The organism is Nocardia vermiculata NBRC 100427, assembly GCF_001613265.1.
Classification (GTDB): Bacteria; Actinomycetota; Actinomycetes; order Mycobacteriales; family Mycobacteriaceae; genus Nocardia; species Nocardia vermiculata.
Genome location: NZ_BDCA01000002.1, coordinates 177,358 through 190,697, shown reverse-complemented (window position 1 = coordinate 190,697; position 13,340 = coordinate 177,358). Strand labels below are relative to the sequence as shown.

Sequence of the window (13,340 nt, the reverse complement as noted above, 5' to 3'; positions counted from 1 at the left end):
TGATCGATCAGTACCTCGTAGAAGGTCAAAAGCTTTGTCCGATGGGGATCGGGCCGTCACGAGCAACGGAGCGAAAAACCAACCTCGAACAAGACGCTGAGGAAGCCAAGATCTGCGGTGTGAACGATGGTTTCAATCCTCAACCGTCAGGGGTGGGTCGAGGGAGATCTCCAGCCCTACCGCACGGCCGCCGCGCCTGCGGGGGCGGCCGAGCAGGGTGGTGATCACGAAGACGCGGAACTTGTTTCCATACTTCGCGGTCATGGCCCGTTTCGCGACACGAAGGTCGGAATCCGGCAGAATCCGTCCCGTGCCGGACTGCCAGCGACCGTGAGGTGTGCCGTCGAAGGCGGCAGGAGCTATCTCGACATGTGGGTTGCGCTGGATCCGGCGGACCTTCCAGGAACGCGCGGGCGTGTAGCCGTACCATCGCCCATCTGATGGAGCGAGCCAGACCGGCGTCGACACCGCCGAACCGTCGGCACGGAAGGTACGCAGCGCGAAGAACTGGTCCCGTCGCGGATCGTCTCTGAAAGCCATGGGTCCCAGTGTTTACCGCCTGAAACGACTCCGCCAACTACGTCGATGACGAAACTCTGAACTACGGCCACCATGCTGTCGGACACCAATCGGTTACAACCACGTAAGACACAGTGTCAGGGGCAACTGACGCAAGCTTGATCCGGACGCCGTCGCCGCCGGAGTGGCCTTGTTCAAGGCTTCGTACTCGGCGATGTCCCCTGTATGCCGCGGAGAACAGGCGTGCCCTCGCCTTCTCCGGAGCCTCCGGCGCAAAAGTTGACACAGAGAGAGTCGCGACGGACGCGCTAGCGCTGCGGCCGAGTGTGCGTGAGTTGCCGTCTCTCCGATAGCATGTCGCTGGGACGCTAATTCTCGAGAACGCCGAAACGGGGGCTGTGGCATGGTCGATCTGCGTGCCGAGGAGGTGTTCGCCGGGTATCGAATCCAGGGCGTTCTCGGTCGGGGCGGGATGGGAACGGTATACCTGGCTCACCACCCGAGACTGCCACGGTTGACTGCGTTGAAGTTGCTCGATCCTGGCTTGTTTGCCGACGCCGAGATTCGGGCGCGGTTCGAACGGGAGGCGGATGTTGTAGCGCGCCTGGACCATCCGAACATTGTCACCGTCCACGATCGGGGTCAGGAGGGGACGTTCTTGTGGATCGCGATGCAGTACGTCGCGGGTGTAGACGCCGCATCCCTAGGGATCGTCGACGCGAACCGGGCGGTGCGGATCATCACAGAAACCGCGGCTGCGCTCGATCACGCTCATCGTCACGGCGTGCTGCACCGAGATGTGAAGCCGGCAAACATTCTGCTGGCGAATGCCTACTCCGGGGAACCGGAACGTGTTCTGCTTGCTGATTTCGGCATCGCGCGGTTACGTGACGATGTCGGAGGGTTGACGCGGACAGGGACATTCACCGCGACCTTGGCATTTGCCGCACCGGAGCAATTGGCAGGTGGGCCGGTTGATCACCATTGTGACCAGTACTCGCTGGCATGCACGCTGTTCGGGTTACTGACTGGTAGTGCCCCGTTCGCAGCGACCAATCCGGTGGCGTTGATCGAGGCAAGTATGCGGCAACCCCCACCTCCGTTGAGCGGGCGACGCCCAGATATTCCCCCTGCAGTCGATGCGGTGCTGAGTCGCGCGCTGGCGAAGCGCCCGGACGACCGATTTGCCAGCTGTAGTGAGTTCGCGGCAGCGGTGAGTGAAGCTTTAGCGACAGTCGGTGCATCAGCGCAGACAATGGTGCCTATCGGCGTATCCCGTCTGCAGCAATCGCCTCTTCCTGCGCCGCCAACCGTGGCACAACAGTGGGCGCCGCCACCCGTATACGGCCAGGGCTACCCGGCACCGCAATCGAACCCGTCGCCGGTTCCCCCCGTCGTGATGAAAAGGATAGTCCGAACCAAGGTCTCTCGACGTCGGTTGTGGATCCTGATCACAGTACCTGCCTTCACTGTCTTTCTGGTGGCGGTAACTGGGGGCATCGTGTACCGCAATTCGCAGCCGACGTACCCTACGGTTTCGAAAAGCCCGGACGACGTGACGTCGGTCTTCCCTTCTGCCTTGTCGGCATCGGTTGATGAATGCACTCCCAAGACCACCGACACCGACAATCAGAACAACGGGCGCATGGATGTCGTAACAGTATCGTGCCAGATCCTGCGGCCCGCGAGCCTCAGTTCGTATCCGGAAAGCTTGTTTGCCGGAATATTGGATGCACGGATTGATAGTGGGCAGTCCCGGGACGTTATGAGCAAGAATAAAGGCTCGACCGATACCGATTACAGGTTCCGGAGTTCGGACAAGTCGGCCGAGATATTTATCAACAACAATACACAGGCAAGCTATCGGAGTGCCCGCACCTTGCTGGTGATCAACTTCGGGTTTCGAAAGACTGTGACTGCTGACCAGTTGAAGGCGTTCCTCAATGCGACGGGACTATTCTGAACTGGGTTGCTTGAACCCGGATCGGGGACAACCTTCAGGTTGGCCGGAATATAGTCGATATTTGACACGTTGCCGGTGATAAGAATGAGATGTATCCCGCTACATTCGTCGACTGCGCTGATTGCGGATGCAGCAATTCCCTCCGTATTATCGGCCGCCGGCCCACACGGTCGCAGTCGGTACCCGGAGTGGCTGGGCTGTCCTGACGGGGCATTCCGAGATGACTGGGTCAAATCGTGTGCCCAGCAGGGCGGGGAGCGCGGAGTATGTCTGGGTTCCTTTGCGTGGTGTCAGCGTGGCCGGTACCGTTCGATTCGAGCTTCAAGGGGGCGGAGAGCCGGTCCGGGCCCCGTTCTGAGCCACGGACCGGCAGGAAAGGGCGCGATGAGCAGCTGGGGGAAACTGGTTCGGGGTGCGGTTCTTGCTGCCGGTGCGGTGGTGCTCGTGGCCGGGTGCAGCTCGGGTGATGCGGAGCCGGAGGCGTCCGGGCCCACGTCCACCTCACCGACGATCGCTCCCGAGGCGCCGACCGCGTTCGATGGGTGCAAGCTGCCGGAGTCGGTGATGCAGTCGGAGGGATTCCTCGACCGGTCGACGCCGACTGATCAGAAGGGGGCCGATGGCATCCGGTGGACGGGGTGCTTGTGGGTTGTCTCCAATGGATACAGTGCGAACTTTGCCACGACGAACATAACTGTGGATATGGTGCGCGCTAACAAAAAATGGGCGGTGTATCAAGAGCTCACTGTCGACGGTCGCCCGGCATTGACTTACCACGACGCTGCGAAGACTGATATGACCACCGATTGTATGATGAATGTGGAGATGAAGGGGGGCAGCATGGAGATCTCCATCGATAACCCCCCTTCGGGGTCGAAAACTGGTGATACTCCAGCATGCGACGTCGCCACCCGTCTTGCTGAACAGTTGGTACCGACCATTCCGGCCGATGCCTAGGTGTGGCGGATTACTTATTAGACAAGTTCGCGGGGAGAACATTTATTATGGCCGATGACACTCAGCCGAAGAAGCCGGGCCCTCTGGCCAGTCTTATTCAGCAGGCGCAAGACGGTAGTCTTACCGTCAGTTTCAGTCAAGATGTAATGGTCAATGCCGATGAGTTTGCATACATCGAGCGAGACTGCCAAGCATTCAAGGATGAGATCCGGCGTCTTCAGGGTATTGCCAAGACAATCTCGGCGCGCGAAAATTGGGGGCTCGGTGAGGAGAATCGTAACCTGACGCTGGCGCAGTCGCTGGTCGGATGGTATCGCGACAAGGCTGGCTCGGAGACAAGCGGTGACACCGTAAATTGCGTGTGGAGCGTTCTCGACCAGCACTACCGAATCGTCGACGACATCCAAACTCTCCACCACCAGATAGCGCAAATGTACGTCCAAACCGACGAAGCCTTCGCCGCCGAATACAACCGGTTGACAGCGGATATGCCGTCGAGTCCGATCGGTAAGGAAATTCTTCCCGGTTCGACTCCGCGTCTCGGGAAGTCTTGGTAATGACCGAAATTCCGAATGAGCCTTCCAAGATCAACGACCACGAAACGTCCGAAGGCTGGGAGCACTGGGAGATTTACAATACCTTCCATCCTCTCGATACGACTCCGGCTCAGGAAGCCAAGGACCTGTACAACCAACTGTCGATAGACTTCGGGCGCGCGGCCGACTTCTTCGCTGCCCGCATCCGCCAATCCAGTTCGGCCGCCTGGCAGGGCCCGGCCGCCGAAGCCTCCCGTCAGGCCGTCGGCGATTACGCTCAGCGTGCACTGGATCTGTCGACCGCGCTCGACAGCCTCCATTCGTCCGTGGCCCGGGCGGTCATGGATATCGCCGACACGAAACTCAATGTGCCCAAGCCAAACAGCGGTGTGGGCTGGAACATCTTCAACCCCGAGGGATGGAGCTTGTTCAACGGCTCGCGTTCCCGGGAGGCGATCGACGAGGCCAAGGACAAAGCCCGGATCGCCATGACGAACCACTACGTCAACCCCTTCGCACAAGCCAACGCCAGCATTCCCGTGCTGCCGGTGCCGGACAGCCCGACCAACCCTGTGAATTCGTGGAACCCGGACCAAGGGCCCGGAGTTCCCGGTGCGATTCCACCCGGTGGGTTGCAACCCGGCGGGATCAGCCCTGGCGGGGATACGCCGAACGGACTCGAAACCCCTGGTACTCCCGACGCCGGCGAGGACACCGAACAGCCTGGAACGCCCGAAGAACAAGGAACCTCGGATTCTCCCCAGGATCCGACAGCCACCAATCCTGCTGCAGCACAGTCGCCCACGGCGCCGACTGCCCTGGACAGCACCGCACCGGCCGGTATGGGCACCACACCGAGTTCGATGGGATCGGGAACATCCGGCGGCCCGTACTCCGGAGGTGGTACCTCCGCAATCCCCGGCGGTGGTCTCGGCAGCCTTCCCGGCGGGGGCCCCGGGAAGAGCGTTCCCGGTCAACCTGGTACGCCGGGCTCTCTCGGTAGTCCGGCGGCAGCTGCCGCCGGGAAGCCGGGTGGGGCCGGTATGCCAGGGATGGGTATGGGCGGTATGGGCGGAGCACGTGGCAAGCAGGACTCCGAAGAGAACACGCACGAGTTGCCGGAGTGGTTGCGTACCATGGAGAACGCCGAAGAACTACTCGGACCCGACGTGCCGACGATCCCGGGCGGTGTCATCGGTAGCAACCCCGAACAGGCGCCACCCAAGTGAGTTCATCGATCGCAGAATGGCATTGGGAACCAGACGACTTCGCGGCACTGTGGTTCTCCGACGCCAACGACCGCTTCCCGCGCCCACTGACCTACACCAGTCGATTCCGGACCGCCGAACCGCTTGCCGCGCACCGCAAAGCGGTGCGCGAAAGCTACGACGCCGACGAAACCGAACTCCTCACCCTCGCCTTCCACACCCTCGAGAAGTCCGAACTCCGCATCGAGATCCACGGCGAGTCCAGCATCCTCGGTAAAGGCCGACCACGCGAATACCGGATCGTCGGCGCCCGGACCTCACATCACGCCGTACTCCTTACTCAGACCGCAGCCGACAATGTCCACGGCGACATCAAATGCCGCCTGTTCGGCACCGAACAGCTCGCGAGCCGCCTGGCCCACATCGTGCCCAAGGCCCCGCCCGGCCGCGCGGGCACCCAAACCTTCCACCGCGACGACCTACGATCCCCCGAACAACGCGGATCCACCCGCAACAGCCCGCAGGAGCGCTTCCGCCGCCTGGTCGGCGGCCCCATCGACGGCGGCGGCTCCGCCTGGCTGCGCACCGGCTACCTCCACAGCCGCCCCGACCCCTGGTACGCCACCGAATGGTTCGACGCCACAGGCGACGGCCGCTACCTCCAACAACGTACCCGCGAACACGTCACCATCCGTCCCGCCGCCACAACCGACCTGGCCGCCTGCTTCACCGGCTGGATCGACCGCGCCCTCCAACGCCTGCGCGAGGAGGCCAAACCCTGGTGACGCGACCGCCCTGCCGGAGCGCCCACGCATTCGGCTCGGCGGCGCGATCACCGAGTGCCTGCATCGTCAGCTCGATAGTTCGTCCGAAGTAAAACTGGTTCAGCGATCACAAGTCAGGGGGATACATGCCGGCAGAATTCACCGTGGTACCAGACGATCTCGATAAGTTCGGTGGAGCCATGGGCGATCTCGCAGGTCAAGCGGGGGCTGCGGTTCAACATGTCACGAAGTGGCTCGAACTGCAGAACGCCGAGACCGGCATCTTCGTGCAGGTCAAGGAAATCGTCGAGCAGATCCAGGAGGATCTGACGGCCAACTACAAGCATCTGCAGACCTTGTCGGACCGTTCGGCTGATGAGCTGGGCAAGGCTGCGCAGCTCTACCGGACCACCGACTACGAGCAGGCTCGCCAACTCGATCAGACCTACCCGGAGCCCGCGCGATGACCCGCCCCGACAGCACGCTGAAAGAACCGCAGGCGAGCGACCCGATGCCGTTCATGGTGTCGTACCTGGCGGGCGGCAATTTCGTTTCGCCCGCCTTCTATGTCTCGGAGCTACTCAAGAAGACTCTGAACCTCGACATATTCGGGTGGGCCAGCCAACATGTCACCGGCGACTGGGAAGGTGTTCAGAAGGCTGCAGAGGCGGCAGCCAACCTCGGTCGCTTCAATGGCGCATACTCCCGATCGATCACCGACAGTTGGCAGCAGACCGCGGGGGCGACGTGGAACGGTCACGCTGCAGGCACGTCTGAAGCGTATTTCAAAAACCTGTCGGCGACACTGGACTTCCAAGTCCGGCCGCTGGAAGAGATTCACCGCCAACTCACCAATATCAGTACCGGAATGCGTGAGCTCGGGCGCCTGGTCGGGGACATTCTGCAAGATCTTGCTGATAAGGCGATAATTCTGGGGATTACGCAAGCGGCTGCGGCGGCCGCTGCAGCGACGGGAGTTGGTGTAGGTGTCGCGGCAGCAGAAGAAGCTGCTGCCGCTGCGATCATCCTGCAGATCATAAAGTTGGCGCAGAAACTGGTCGATTTGGTTTCGAAGGCCTACAAGACTATTTATGGGACCATCGGGCTTTTGAATTCATTGTCGAGCCAGACCAGGCCTGAAAATCTGCCCCCACTGCCTTCTTCTTCGTACGATTTCCCAGGAGCCTGACACGATGGACCGGCCATCCGGACCGATATTCGATATTGCGCACGGCGATGTTGGAATATCTCGTCATCTGAAGAACTCGCTGAGTATTATTCGCGCCGCAACGAAGGATCCGGACGTGCGGCGGCAAATCGACGATGTCCTCGCTGGACGCGCTTCTCTGCGTAGTTTTGGCACCTCGGAGACATTCGCCCAGATCTTCGACAAGGTTCCGGAGGGACAAGTCGACCGGGTTGTGGACATGTCGGACGACGAACGTCGACGACTGGCCGAAGACGGGGAACTGCTATTCGACCGTTTGCGAAAAGACCCCGATAACAGGGCGGATGACGGCACCTACTCGGCAACATTGCAGGAGCAATCGCAGGGTGCCGGCCCCGAAACTGCAACACCAGGATCGGGGACAGTGCAAAGAAACGCCAATGTTGTGCCGGGAACGAGGAAGCCGAATCGCGAGCAAATATTCATCCCGGACGAGCCCGATGAAGATGATCTCTACTTCCAAGAGCGCCGCAATCGCGGATGGCTCGAATGAGGCGAAATTCGCCGTCGCGTGACATGTTCTTGCGAACAAAACTCCGGGAAGATTTTGCATTGGATCCCGACTTTGACTTTGGGAACCCATTCGTCCTACAGTTGGATGAAAATCTACCCGATGTTTGCTTGCGGCACGGGAAATCGGTGAATGGTAATACGGAAGCCGACTTCAGGTTCGTTCGGAGCGAGGATGAGTGGATTCAGGATACCGCCCGCAATGACATGATATTCTTCGGCAGATATCTTCGTAATAGAATGTTCGGTTTGTGGCCGAAAGATGCATATTCTGCCGGGGCTATCTATCGTAGAGCCAGTAAATCGGTGGTTCTCGAAGGGGAATGGCCGTTGTGTACCAGGTGTCACCGAGCGAGCAAGTTGATCACTTTTCTAGGCGACTTCCTGGCGTCATTTGGCATAGTGCCTGCTGCGGCTGTCTTCCTGGTGCTGGGAGACACGGTTCCGGACGTCCTGCTACATCCCATGGCTGCCTTGATGTTTCCCATCTGGTGTCCGTTCGGAATTGTTCTCTCATTCACGATCTATCGCGGATCGGCAACCTATATTCGTTTCGATCCGATCGACGATGCCACCCGAGTGCGAGCCCGGGCCCATCCGAACTTCGTGGCCGCGTTCGAATCTCGTGGAACTGTGCTTTAAGCCCTGGTTGAACGGCCCGGCAAGAGCCGACGTGAATGGTCATGTGGCCGCGCGGCCGGTCCAGCGGCGAGTTCCGGTGAGGTTCGCGGCCGACGAAGGTCGTACTGCGGTACTACGGCTCGGCGCCGAGTCGGCAATCGCACTGGAGTTGCTGCGCCGACTATGCTGTAGCGGGTCGGGCGTTGTACCGGATGGAGGGGCGATGACCATAGATTTCGACGCACTGCTTCCTCAGCTACGCGCTCTGTGCGACAAGTACGACATTGTGGAGCTATCGGTATTCGGCTCGGTGGCCCGTGGCACAGATCGCCCGGACAGCGACGTTGACCTGCTGTACGTCCTGAAACCGGGCAGCGAAATGGGGTTGGAGTTCTTCGGCCTTCGTGACGAACTCGAGCAGCTCCTCGGGCGCCCGGTCGATGTCGTATCCAAGAACGGCCTCAATTGGATCGTCCGGGATCGCGTGCTGGACGACGCGAAGGTGCTCCATGCGGCGTGACGCGGTGTTCCTCGCTGACATCGTCCTCTCCGCGGACAAGGTCGCCGCCTACCTGCAGGGATTGTCACGAGAACACTTCGGCGCCGACGAGTTGCGCCAGGACGCCGTTATCCGCCATCTCTCCCTCATCGGCGAAGCAGCGTCTTCGATTTCCGAGGAAACTCGCGCGCAACGCCCGGACATTCCCTGGCGGCTGGTGCGTGGCATGCGCAACATGCTGATCCATCAGTACTTCGATGTAGACCTGGACATCGTCTACAACACGGCAACAATCAACGTGCCTGTGTTGGCTGAACAAGCAATCGAATTTCTGGACATCCTCGACCCGGAGCTCGGCGAGAAGCTCCGGGGCCGGGACGCACGAGCCGACCACAGCGAATAGATCGGCTCTTTCGATCAACCACTCTTTTCAGGCCGCCAGTGGCTGGACAGTTCCCAGGAATCACACTCCGATCGGCCGTCGTACCGCGTCCGCCACCGCCGCCCCCACAGCCCGCCCCTTCTCCTCGAGACCCGCAAGGGTGAGAGCTTCGGCTTCGTGTAGCACGGTGGTGAATCCTGTTCGTGCCCCGCAGTATCCGAGCACGCCGGTCTCGATTTGGGTGGAGATCGCGGTGTCGTATCCGCGGCGCTGGAAGCTGTCGGCGTCGTCGCCGGCGGGCATGACGAGGTGGATGGTCAGGTGGCCGAGTTTGCGGGCGATGGGGGTGACGTGGTCGTCGAAGGCCCAGCCGTTGATGAAGACGCGGTCGATCCAGCCTTTGAGGAGTGCGGGCATCGACCACCAGTAGACGGGGAAGACGAGGACCAGGTCGTCGATGTCGTTCAGGCGTTGCTGTTCGGCGGCGACGTCTGCCGGGATCGGTCCGTTTCCCTGGTACAGGCGGCGGTCGGCGAGGGTGAAGCGTGGGTCGAACTTTTCGGCGTGCAGGTCGGCCCATCCGGTGTCCACTCCGATGTCGGTGAGTGCCGTGGAGATCGACCGGCCGAGGTGGTGGGTGAGGGATTCGGAGTCGGGGTGGGCGACAACGACAAGGGCGGTCATGACGGATCGGTCCTCTCGACGGGCCAGTACTATGTACTGAAAGTAGGTTACCAAGAGTAAGTTACCACTAGTAGGTTACTTTCGGTATATAGAAGTGAGAGGAAGGCCGAGATGGCTCGGGTGCGGATGGCGCGAGAGGCCCGTTACGAGCAGTTGGTGACGTTGGCGTGGTCGATCGTGCGCCGGGAGGGTGCGGACGCGCTGACGCTGGGGCATCTCGCCGAGATCGCCGAGGTGACGAAACCTGTTGTCTACAGCCATTTTACTTCGCGGTCCGCACTGTTGGTCGCACTGTTCGAGGAGTACGACGCGCGCCAGGCGGTGGCCCTGACCGATGCTCTTGCTGCTGCGGACAGATCGCTCCCGGCCTGTGCCGATGCCATCGCGACGTCATACGTCGACTGTTTCCTCGGTCAGGGGCGCGAGCTCACCGGGGTCGTCGCCGCACTCGAGGGGACGCAGGAGCTCGCCGATTTCAAGCGCCGCTCGGACGAGGCGTACGCGCAGCGCTGCCGAGAGATTCTCGAACCGTTCGTCGCCGAAGGAACGGTTCCGACTCCCGCATTGACGGCGATCTTCGGTGCGGCCGAAGCGCTGTCGGCGGCTGCCGCCATCGGAACCGTGACCCGGGACGAGGCGGACGAGGAACTCACCGCGACGATCGTGTCGACCGTGGAACGCCTCAGCCGCTGACCAGGTAGCGATTCGAGAGTGTCTACTCGTATGCGTGACAGGCGGTTGACCGGTGTTGGCTACATGGTCATACTTATGACTATGAAGCTGGCAGAGGTGAAGGCGACGCTCTCGGAGTTGGTTGGCCGAGTCCGGGACCAGCACGAACGGGTCACTATCACCGTGCATGGTGAGCCCGCGGCGGTCCTGGTCGCGGTCGAGGATCTCGAGTCGCTCGAGGAGACGATCAGCGTGCTGTCCGATCCGGAGACGGTCAGCCGGCTGGTTGCCTCGGATGCCGAGCTGGCCCGCGGCGAGACTGTTACCGCCGATGAATTGGCTACGGCGATGGCCCAGCGCCGTGCTGCGGTCCGCCGTAGCGCATGAGCCAGTACACGCTGGAGACAACCCCGACCGTTCGTCGGATGCTGACCGGGAAGCTGAGTGAATCGGTAGCGGTTGCGGCCTTCGAGTTCATGACAGGCCCTCTGCTCGATAATCCGTACCGTGTCGGCAAGCGGCTGCAACCGCCGCTGGATGACAGGTTCTCGGCACGCCGTGGAACCTATCGGCTGCTATATCGCATCGATGACAAGCGAATGGTCGTCACCGTCGTCGACGTCAACCATCGCCGTGACATCTATCGAACATGACTCTGCTCAGCGGCTGTGGTCGTTTTCCTCCGCCAGTAGGTCTCGCTCGATCTGGCGTTCTACAGCGGCGTCGACGTAGGCCGAGAATCCTCGTGAGCCGACGCGCTCTCTGACCGCGCGAATAGTGCCCGCCCTGAGCGACACGCTCACCCTCGCCGCAGGGCCGGATCCCGGTGGGTCTTCTTCGGTCATGTGAGCCAACTTACGACTTCCAGCGGGAAATGCCGACGCAAATCGGCCGGTCCGCCACCGTGCAGGTGACGAACCGGCCGATAAGTAAAGCGCGTAACTAGCTGAGGCGCTCGATGACCATCGCCATGCCCTGGCCGCCGCCCACGCACATGGTCTCCAGACCGAACTGCTTGTCCCTGGTCTGCAGGTTGTTGATCAGGGTTGCGGTGATGCGGGCGCCGGTCATGCCGAACGGGTGGCCGAGCGCGATGGCGCCGCCGGACACGTTCAGCTTGTCCAGGTCCATGTTCAGCTCGCGGGCCGAACCCAGCACCTGCACGGCGAAGGCCTCGTTGATCTCGTAGAGATCGATGTCGTCGATGGTCTTGCCGGCGATCTTCAGCGCCTTGCGCACCGCCTCGATCGGGCCCAGGCCCATGATCTCCGGCGACAGACCGGACACACCGGTGGACACGATGCGCGCCAGCGGGGTCAGGCCCAGCTCCTTGGCCTTGGTGTCGCTCATGATCACCAGGGCGGCCGCGCCGTCGTTGAGCGGGCAGGCGTTACCGGCGGTGATGGTGCCGTCGGGGCGGAAGACCGGCTTCAGCTGCGAGATCTTCTCGTAGGTGGTGCCGGCGCGCGGGCCGTCGTCGGTGGAGACCACGGTGCCGTCGGGCAGTGTCACCGGGGTGATCTCGCGCTCGAAGAAGCCCGACTTGATGGCTTCCTCGGCACGGTTCTGCGACCGCACGCCCCAGTGATCCTGATCCTCACGCGAGATTCCGGTGTACTGGGCGACGTTCTCGGCGGTCTGGCCCATCGCGATGTAGACGTCGGGCAGGTTCCGGGCCTCACGCGGGTCGGTCCAGACCTCGGAGCCGGCCTCGGTGCGCTTGGCGGTGCGGGCCTCGGCGTCGGCGAACAGGCCGTTGTGGGTGTCGGGCCAGCCGTCGGCGGTGCCCTTCGGGAAGCGCGACACGGTTTCCACACCGGCGGAGATGAACACGTCACCTTCACCGGCCTTGATGGCGTGCAGGGCCATCCGGCTGGTCTGCAGCGACGACGAGCAGTACCGGTTCAGGGTGACGCCCGGCAGGAAGTCGTAGCCCAGCTGGGTGGCCACCGCCTTCGCCATGTTGAAGCCGGCCTCACCGGCGGGCTGGCCGGAGCCGAGCATCAGATCGTCGATATCGGCGGGGTTCAGCGCCGGCACCTTGTCCAGGGCGGCGCGGACCATCTGGGTCGCAAGGTCGTCCGGACGCATGCTCACCAGCGAACCCTTGCCCGCGCGGCCGATGGGGGAGCGGGCGAACGAGACGATGACGGCCTCTGGCATGAGGACTCCTTATTCGGGGCGACCGAAACGGTCGGCGGACCGTTTCGGTGCAGCGGTACAGATCACCCCGAATGTACTGTGCCCTCGCTCCTCACTCCGCTTCGACGTCCTCTCGGTGGGACTCAGCCGACGTCGAAGGCACCGTGGGCAGGGATGTTGAGGTTGTTGGTGCTGACCGTCACCTCGATATGTCCGGGCCCGGTGTTCTGGAAGGCCGCGTACTGGATACTTCCGTAGATGCCGGAGACCACGTTGAGGCGGTACTCGCCCGCGGCGCCGGTGCTCACGTTGCGCCACGACACCGTGGTGTCGACGTTGCACAGCGGTGCGAACGGATACTGGCCGGGGCCGACGCCCTGAATGGCCAGGGCCTGGACGTTGAAGACCGCCCGGCCGGGCCAGGCCGGATCGGTATCGACCCAGGTTCGAATATTTCCACCGCACAATCCGCCCTGGAACACGCTCGGCGTTTGCGGAAATTCGACGGTCTGTGCGTTGGCCGAGGCGGACCCGATTGCGGTCACGGCCCCGACTGTCCCGGCCGCGACGGCGGCAACGCGGGCTGTCTTCGGCATCCTCACGCACCGCATAGTAGTGCAGCCACCCGCGCCGCGCCCGGCATCGCCGACCGCAC

General features: G+C 62.1%; 17 protein-coding genes. 13 read left to right on the top strand and 4 right to left on the bottom strand.

Annotated elements, in window-relative coordinates; genetic code table 11:
• Nucleotides 1-132 precede the first annotated feature (132 nt).
• Complete coding sequence (locus tag NV2_RS04545; RefSeq protein ID WP_067869774.1) at nt 133-540, bottom strand: PPOX class F420-dependent oxidoreductase; 408 nt, start codon at nt 538-540, stop codon at nt 133-135.
• A 382-nt stretch (nt 541-922) separates the two neighbouring features.
• Here NV2_RS04545 and NV2_RS04540 point away from each other — a divergent pair, with 382 nt between their 5' ends.
• From NV2_RS04540 to NV2_RS04500, 10 genes are all read left to right on the top strand, one after another.
• The gene (locus NV2_RS04540) at nt 923-2,482 is read left to right on the top strand and encodes a serine/threonine-protein kinase (protein ID WP_067869771.1); all 1,560 of its coding nucleotides are present in this window, start codon (nt 923-925) and stop codon (nt 2,480-2,482) included.
• Between the two features lie 384 nt (nt 2,483-2,866).
• A complete protein-coding gene (locus NV2_RS04535) occupies nt 2,867-3,439 on the top strand; it encodes a DUF3558 domain-containing protein (protein ID WP_067869769.1) in 573 nt (190 codons plus the stop codon).
• 47 nt (nt 3,440-3,486) lie between these two features.
• On the top strand, nt 3,487-3,996 hold the full coding sequence (locus NV2_RS04530; RefSeq protein WP_067870330.1) for a hypothetical protein: 510 nt from the start codon (nt 3,487-3,489) through the stop codon (nt 3,994-3,996).
• Nucleotides 3,996-5,204 carry a WXG100 family type VII secretion target gene (locus NV2_RS04525; protein WP_067869766.1) on the top strand — a complete coding sequence of 403 codons (1,209 nt, stop codon included), beginning with the start codon at nt 3,996-3,998 and terminating at the stop codon, nt 5,202-5,204. The genes NV2_RS04530 and NV2_RS04525 overlap by 1 nt, the downstream gene beginning before the upstream one ends.
• Nucleotides 5,201-5,968, top strand: a complete 768-nt coding sequence (locus NV2_RS04520; RefSeq protein WP_245662440.1) for an ESX secretion-associated protein EspG — start codon at nt 5,201-5,203, stop codon at nt 5,966-5,968. The genes NV2_RS04525 and NV2_RS04520 overlap by 4 nt, the downstream gene beginning before the upstream one ends.
• A gap of 125 nt (nt 5,969-6,093) precedes the next feature.
• Entirely contained in the window at nt 6,094-6,414 is a 321-nt protein-coding gene (locus NV2_RS04515; RefSeq protein WP_067869763.1) for a type VII secretion target, read from the top strand.
• Nucleotides 6,411-7,136 carry a hypothetical protein gene (locus NV2_RS04510; RefSeq protein WP_067869760.1) on the top strand — a complete coding sequence of 242 codons (726 nt, stop codon included), beginning with the start codon at nt 6,411-6,413 and terminating at the stop codon, nt 7,134-7,136. Before NV2_RS04515 ends, NV2_RS04510 begins: the two co-directional genes overlap by 4 nt.
• A gap of 4 nt (nt 7,137-7,140) precedes the next feature.
• On the top strand, nt 7,141-7,668 hold the full coding sequence (locus NV2_RS31310) for a hypothetical protein (protein ID WP_157102738.1): 528 nt from the start codon (nt 7,141-7,143) through the stop codon (nt 7,666-7,668).
• A gap of 861 nt (nt 7,669-8,529) precedes the next feature.
• Nucleotides 8,530-8,826, top strand: a complete 297-nt coding sequence (locus tag NV2_RS04505; protein WP_067869757.1) for a nucleotidyltransferase family protein — start codon at nt 8,530-8,532, stop codon at nt 8,824-8,826.
• On the top strand, nt 8,816-9,208 hold the full coding sequence (locus tag NV2_RS04500) for a HepT-like ribonuclease domain-containing protein (RefSeq protein ID WP_067869754.1): 393 nt from the start codon (nt 8,816-8,818) through the stop codon (nt 9,206-9,208). The genes NV2_RS04505 and NV2_RS04500 overlap by 11 nt, the downstream gene beginning before the upstream one ends.
• Before the next feature lie 60 nt (nt 9,209-9,268).
• Here NV2_RS04500 and NV2_RS04495 read toward each other — a convergent pair whose 3' ends face one another.
• On the bottom strand, nt 9,269-9,871 hold the full coding sequence (locus NV2_RS04495) for an NAD(P)H-dependent oxidoreductase (protein ID WP_067869751.1): 603 nt from the start codon (nt 9,869-9,871) through the stop codon (nt 9,269-9,271).
• Between the two features lie 111 nt (nt 9,872-9,982).
• Here NV2_RS04495 and NV2_RS04490 point away from each other — a divergent pair, with 111 nt between their 5' ends.
• The 3 genes from NV2_RS04490 to NV2_RS04480 all read left to right on the top strand — a co-directional run bounded on the left by NV2_RS04490 (nt 9,983) and on the right by NV2_RS04480 (nt 11,196).
• On the top strand, nt 9,983-10,564 hold the full coding sequence (locus NV2_RS04490; RefSeq protein ID WP_067869748.1) for a TetR/AcrR family transcriptional regulator: 582 nt from the start codon (nt 9,983-9,985) through the stop codon (nt 10,562-10,564).
• 81 nt (nt 10,565-10,645) lie between these two features.
• Nucleotides 10,646-10,930: a type II toxin-antitoxin system Phd/YefM family antitoxin gene (locus NV2_RS04485; protein ID WP_245662439.1), complete on the top strand. Its 285-nt coding sequence runs from the start codon at nt 10,646-10,648 to the stop codon at nt 10,928-10,930.
• Entirely contained in the window at nt 10,927-11,196 is a 270-nt protein-coding gene (locus NV2_RS04480) for a type II toxin-antitoxin system RelE family toxin (RefSeq protein WP_067869745.1), read from the top strand. Before NV2_RS04485 ends, NV2_RS04480 begins: the two co-directional genes overlap by 4 nt.
• Before the next feature lie 289 nt (nt 11,197-11,485).
• Here NV2_RS04480 and NV2_RS04470 read toward each other — a convergent pair whose 3' ends face one another.
• Together NV2_RS04470 and NV2_RS04465 are read right to left on the bottom strand one after the other, a co-directional pair.
• Nucleotides 11,486-12,706: an acetyl-CoA C-acetyltransferase gene (locus NV2_RS04470; RefSeq protein ID WP_067869739.1), complete on the bottom strand. Its 1,221-nt coding sequence runs from the start codon at nt 12,704-12,706 to the stop codon at nt 11,486-11,488.
• Between the two features lie 122 nt (nt 12,707-12,828).
• A complete protein-coding gene (locus NV2_RS04465) occupies nt 12,829-13,230 on the bottom strand; it encodes a hypothetical protein (protein ID WP_245662438.1) in 402 nt (133 codons plus the stop codon).
• Nucleotides 13,231-13,340: the final 110 nt, after the last annotated feature.

Excerpts from the sequence above, each read along its gene's own strand:
- NV2_RS04545 (WP_067869774.1), bottom strand. The coding sequence starts at position 540 with ATGGCTTTCAGAGACGATCCGCGACGGGACCAGTTCTTCGCGCTGCGT.
- NV2_RS04540 (WP_067869771.1), top strand. The coding sequence starts at position 923 with ATGGTCGATCTGCGTGCCGAGGAGGTGTTCGCCGGGTATCGAATCCAG.
- NV2_RS04535 (WP_067869769.1), top strand. The coding sequence starts at position 2,867 with ATGAGCAGCTGGGGGAAACTGGTTCGGGGTGCGGTTCTTGCTGCCGGT.
- NV2_RS04530 (WP_067870330.1), top strand. The coding sequence starts at position 3,487 with ATGGCCGATGACACTCAGCCGAAGAAGCCGGGCCCTCTGGCCAGTCTT.
- NV2_RS04525 (WP_067869766.1), top strand. The coding sequence starts at position 3,996 with ATGACCGAAATTCCGAATGAGCCTTCCAAGATCAACGACCACGAAACG.
- NV2_RS04515 (WP_067869763.1), top strand. The coding sequence starts at position 6,094 with ATGCCGGCAGAATTCACCGTGGTACCAGACGATCTCGATAAGTTCGGT.
- NV2_RS04510 (WP_067869760.1), top strand. The coding sequence starts at position 6,411 with ATGACCCGCCCCGACAGCACGCTGAAAGAACCGCAGGCGAGCGACCCG.
- NV2_RS31310 (WP_157102738.1), top strand. The coding sequence starts at position 7,141 with ATGGACCGGCCATCCGGACCGATATTCGATATTGCGCACGGCGATGTT.
- NV2_RS04505 (WP_067869757.1), top strand. The coding sequence starts at position 8,530 with ATGACCATAGATTTCGACGCACTGCTTCCTCAGCTACGCGCTCTGTGC.
- NV2_RS04500 (WP_067869754.1), top strand. The coding sequence starts at position 8,816 with ATGCGGCGTGACGCGGTGTTCCTCGCTGACATCGTCCTCTCCGCGGAC.
- NV2_RS04495 (WP_067869751.1), bottom strand. The coding sequence starts at position 9,871 with ATGACCGCCCTTGTCGTTGTCGCCCACCCCGACTCCGAATCCCTCACC.
- NV2_RS04490 (WP_067869748.1), top strand. The coding sequence starts at position 9,983 with ATGGCTCGGGTGCGGATGGCGCGAGAGGCCCGTTACGAGCAGTTGGTG.
- NV2_RS04485 (WP_245662439.1), top strand. The coding sequence starts at position 10,646 with ATGAAGCTGGCAGAGGTGAAGGCGACGCTCTCGGAGTTGGTTGGCCGA.
- NV2_RS04480 (WP_067869745.1), top strand. The coding sequence starts at position 10,927 with ATGAGCCAGTACACGCTGGAGACAACCCCGACCGTTCGTCGGATGCTG.
- NV2_RS04470 (WP_067869739.1), bottom strand. The coding sequence starts at position 12,706 with ATGCCAGAGGCCGTCATCGTCTCGTTCGCCCGCTCCCCCATCGGCCGC.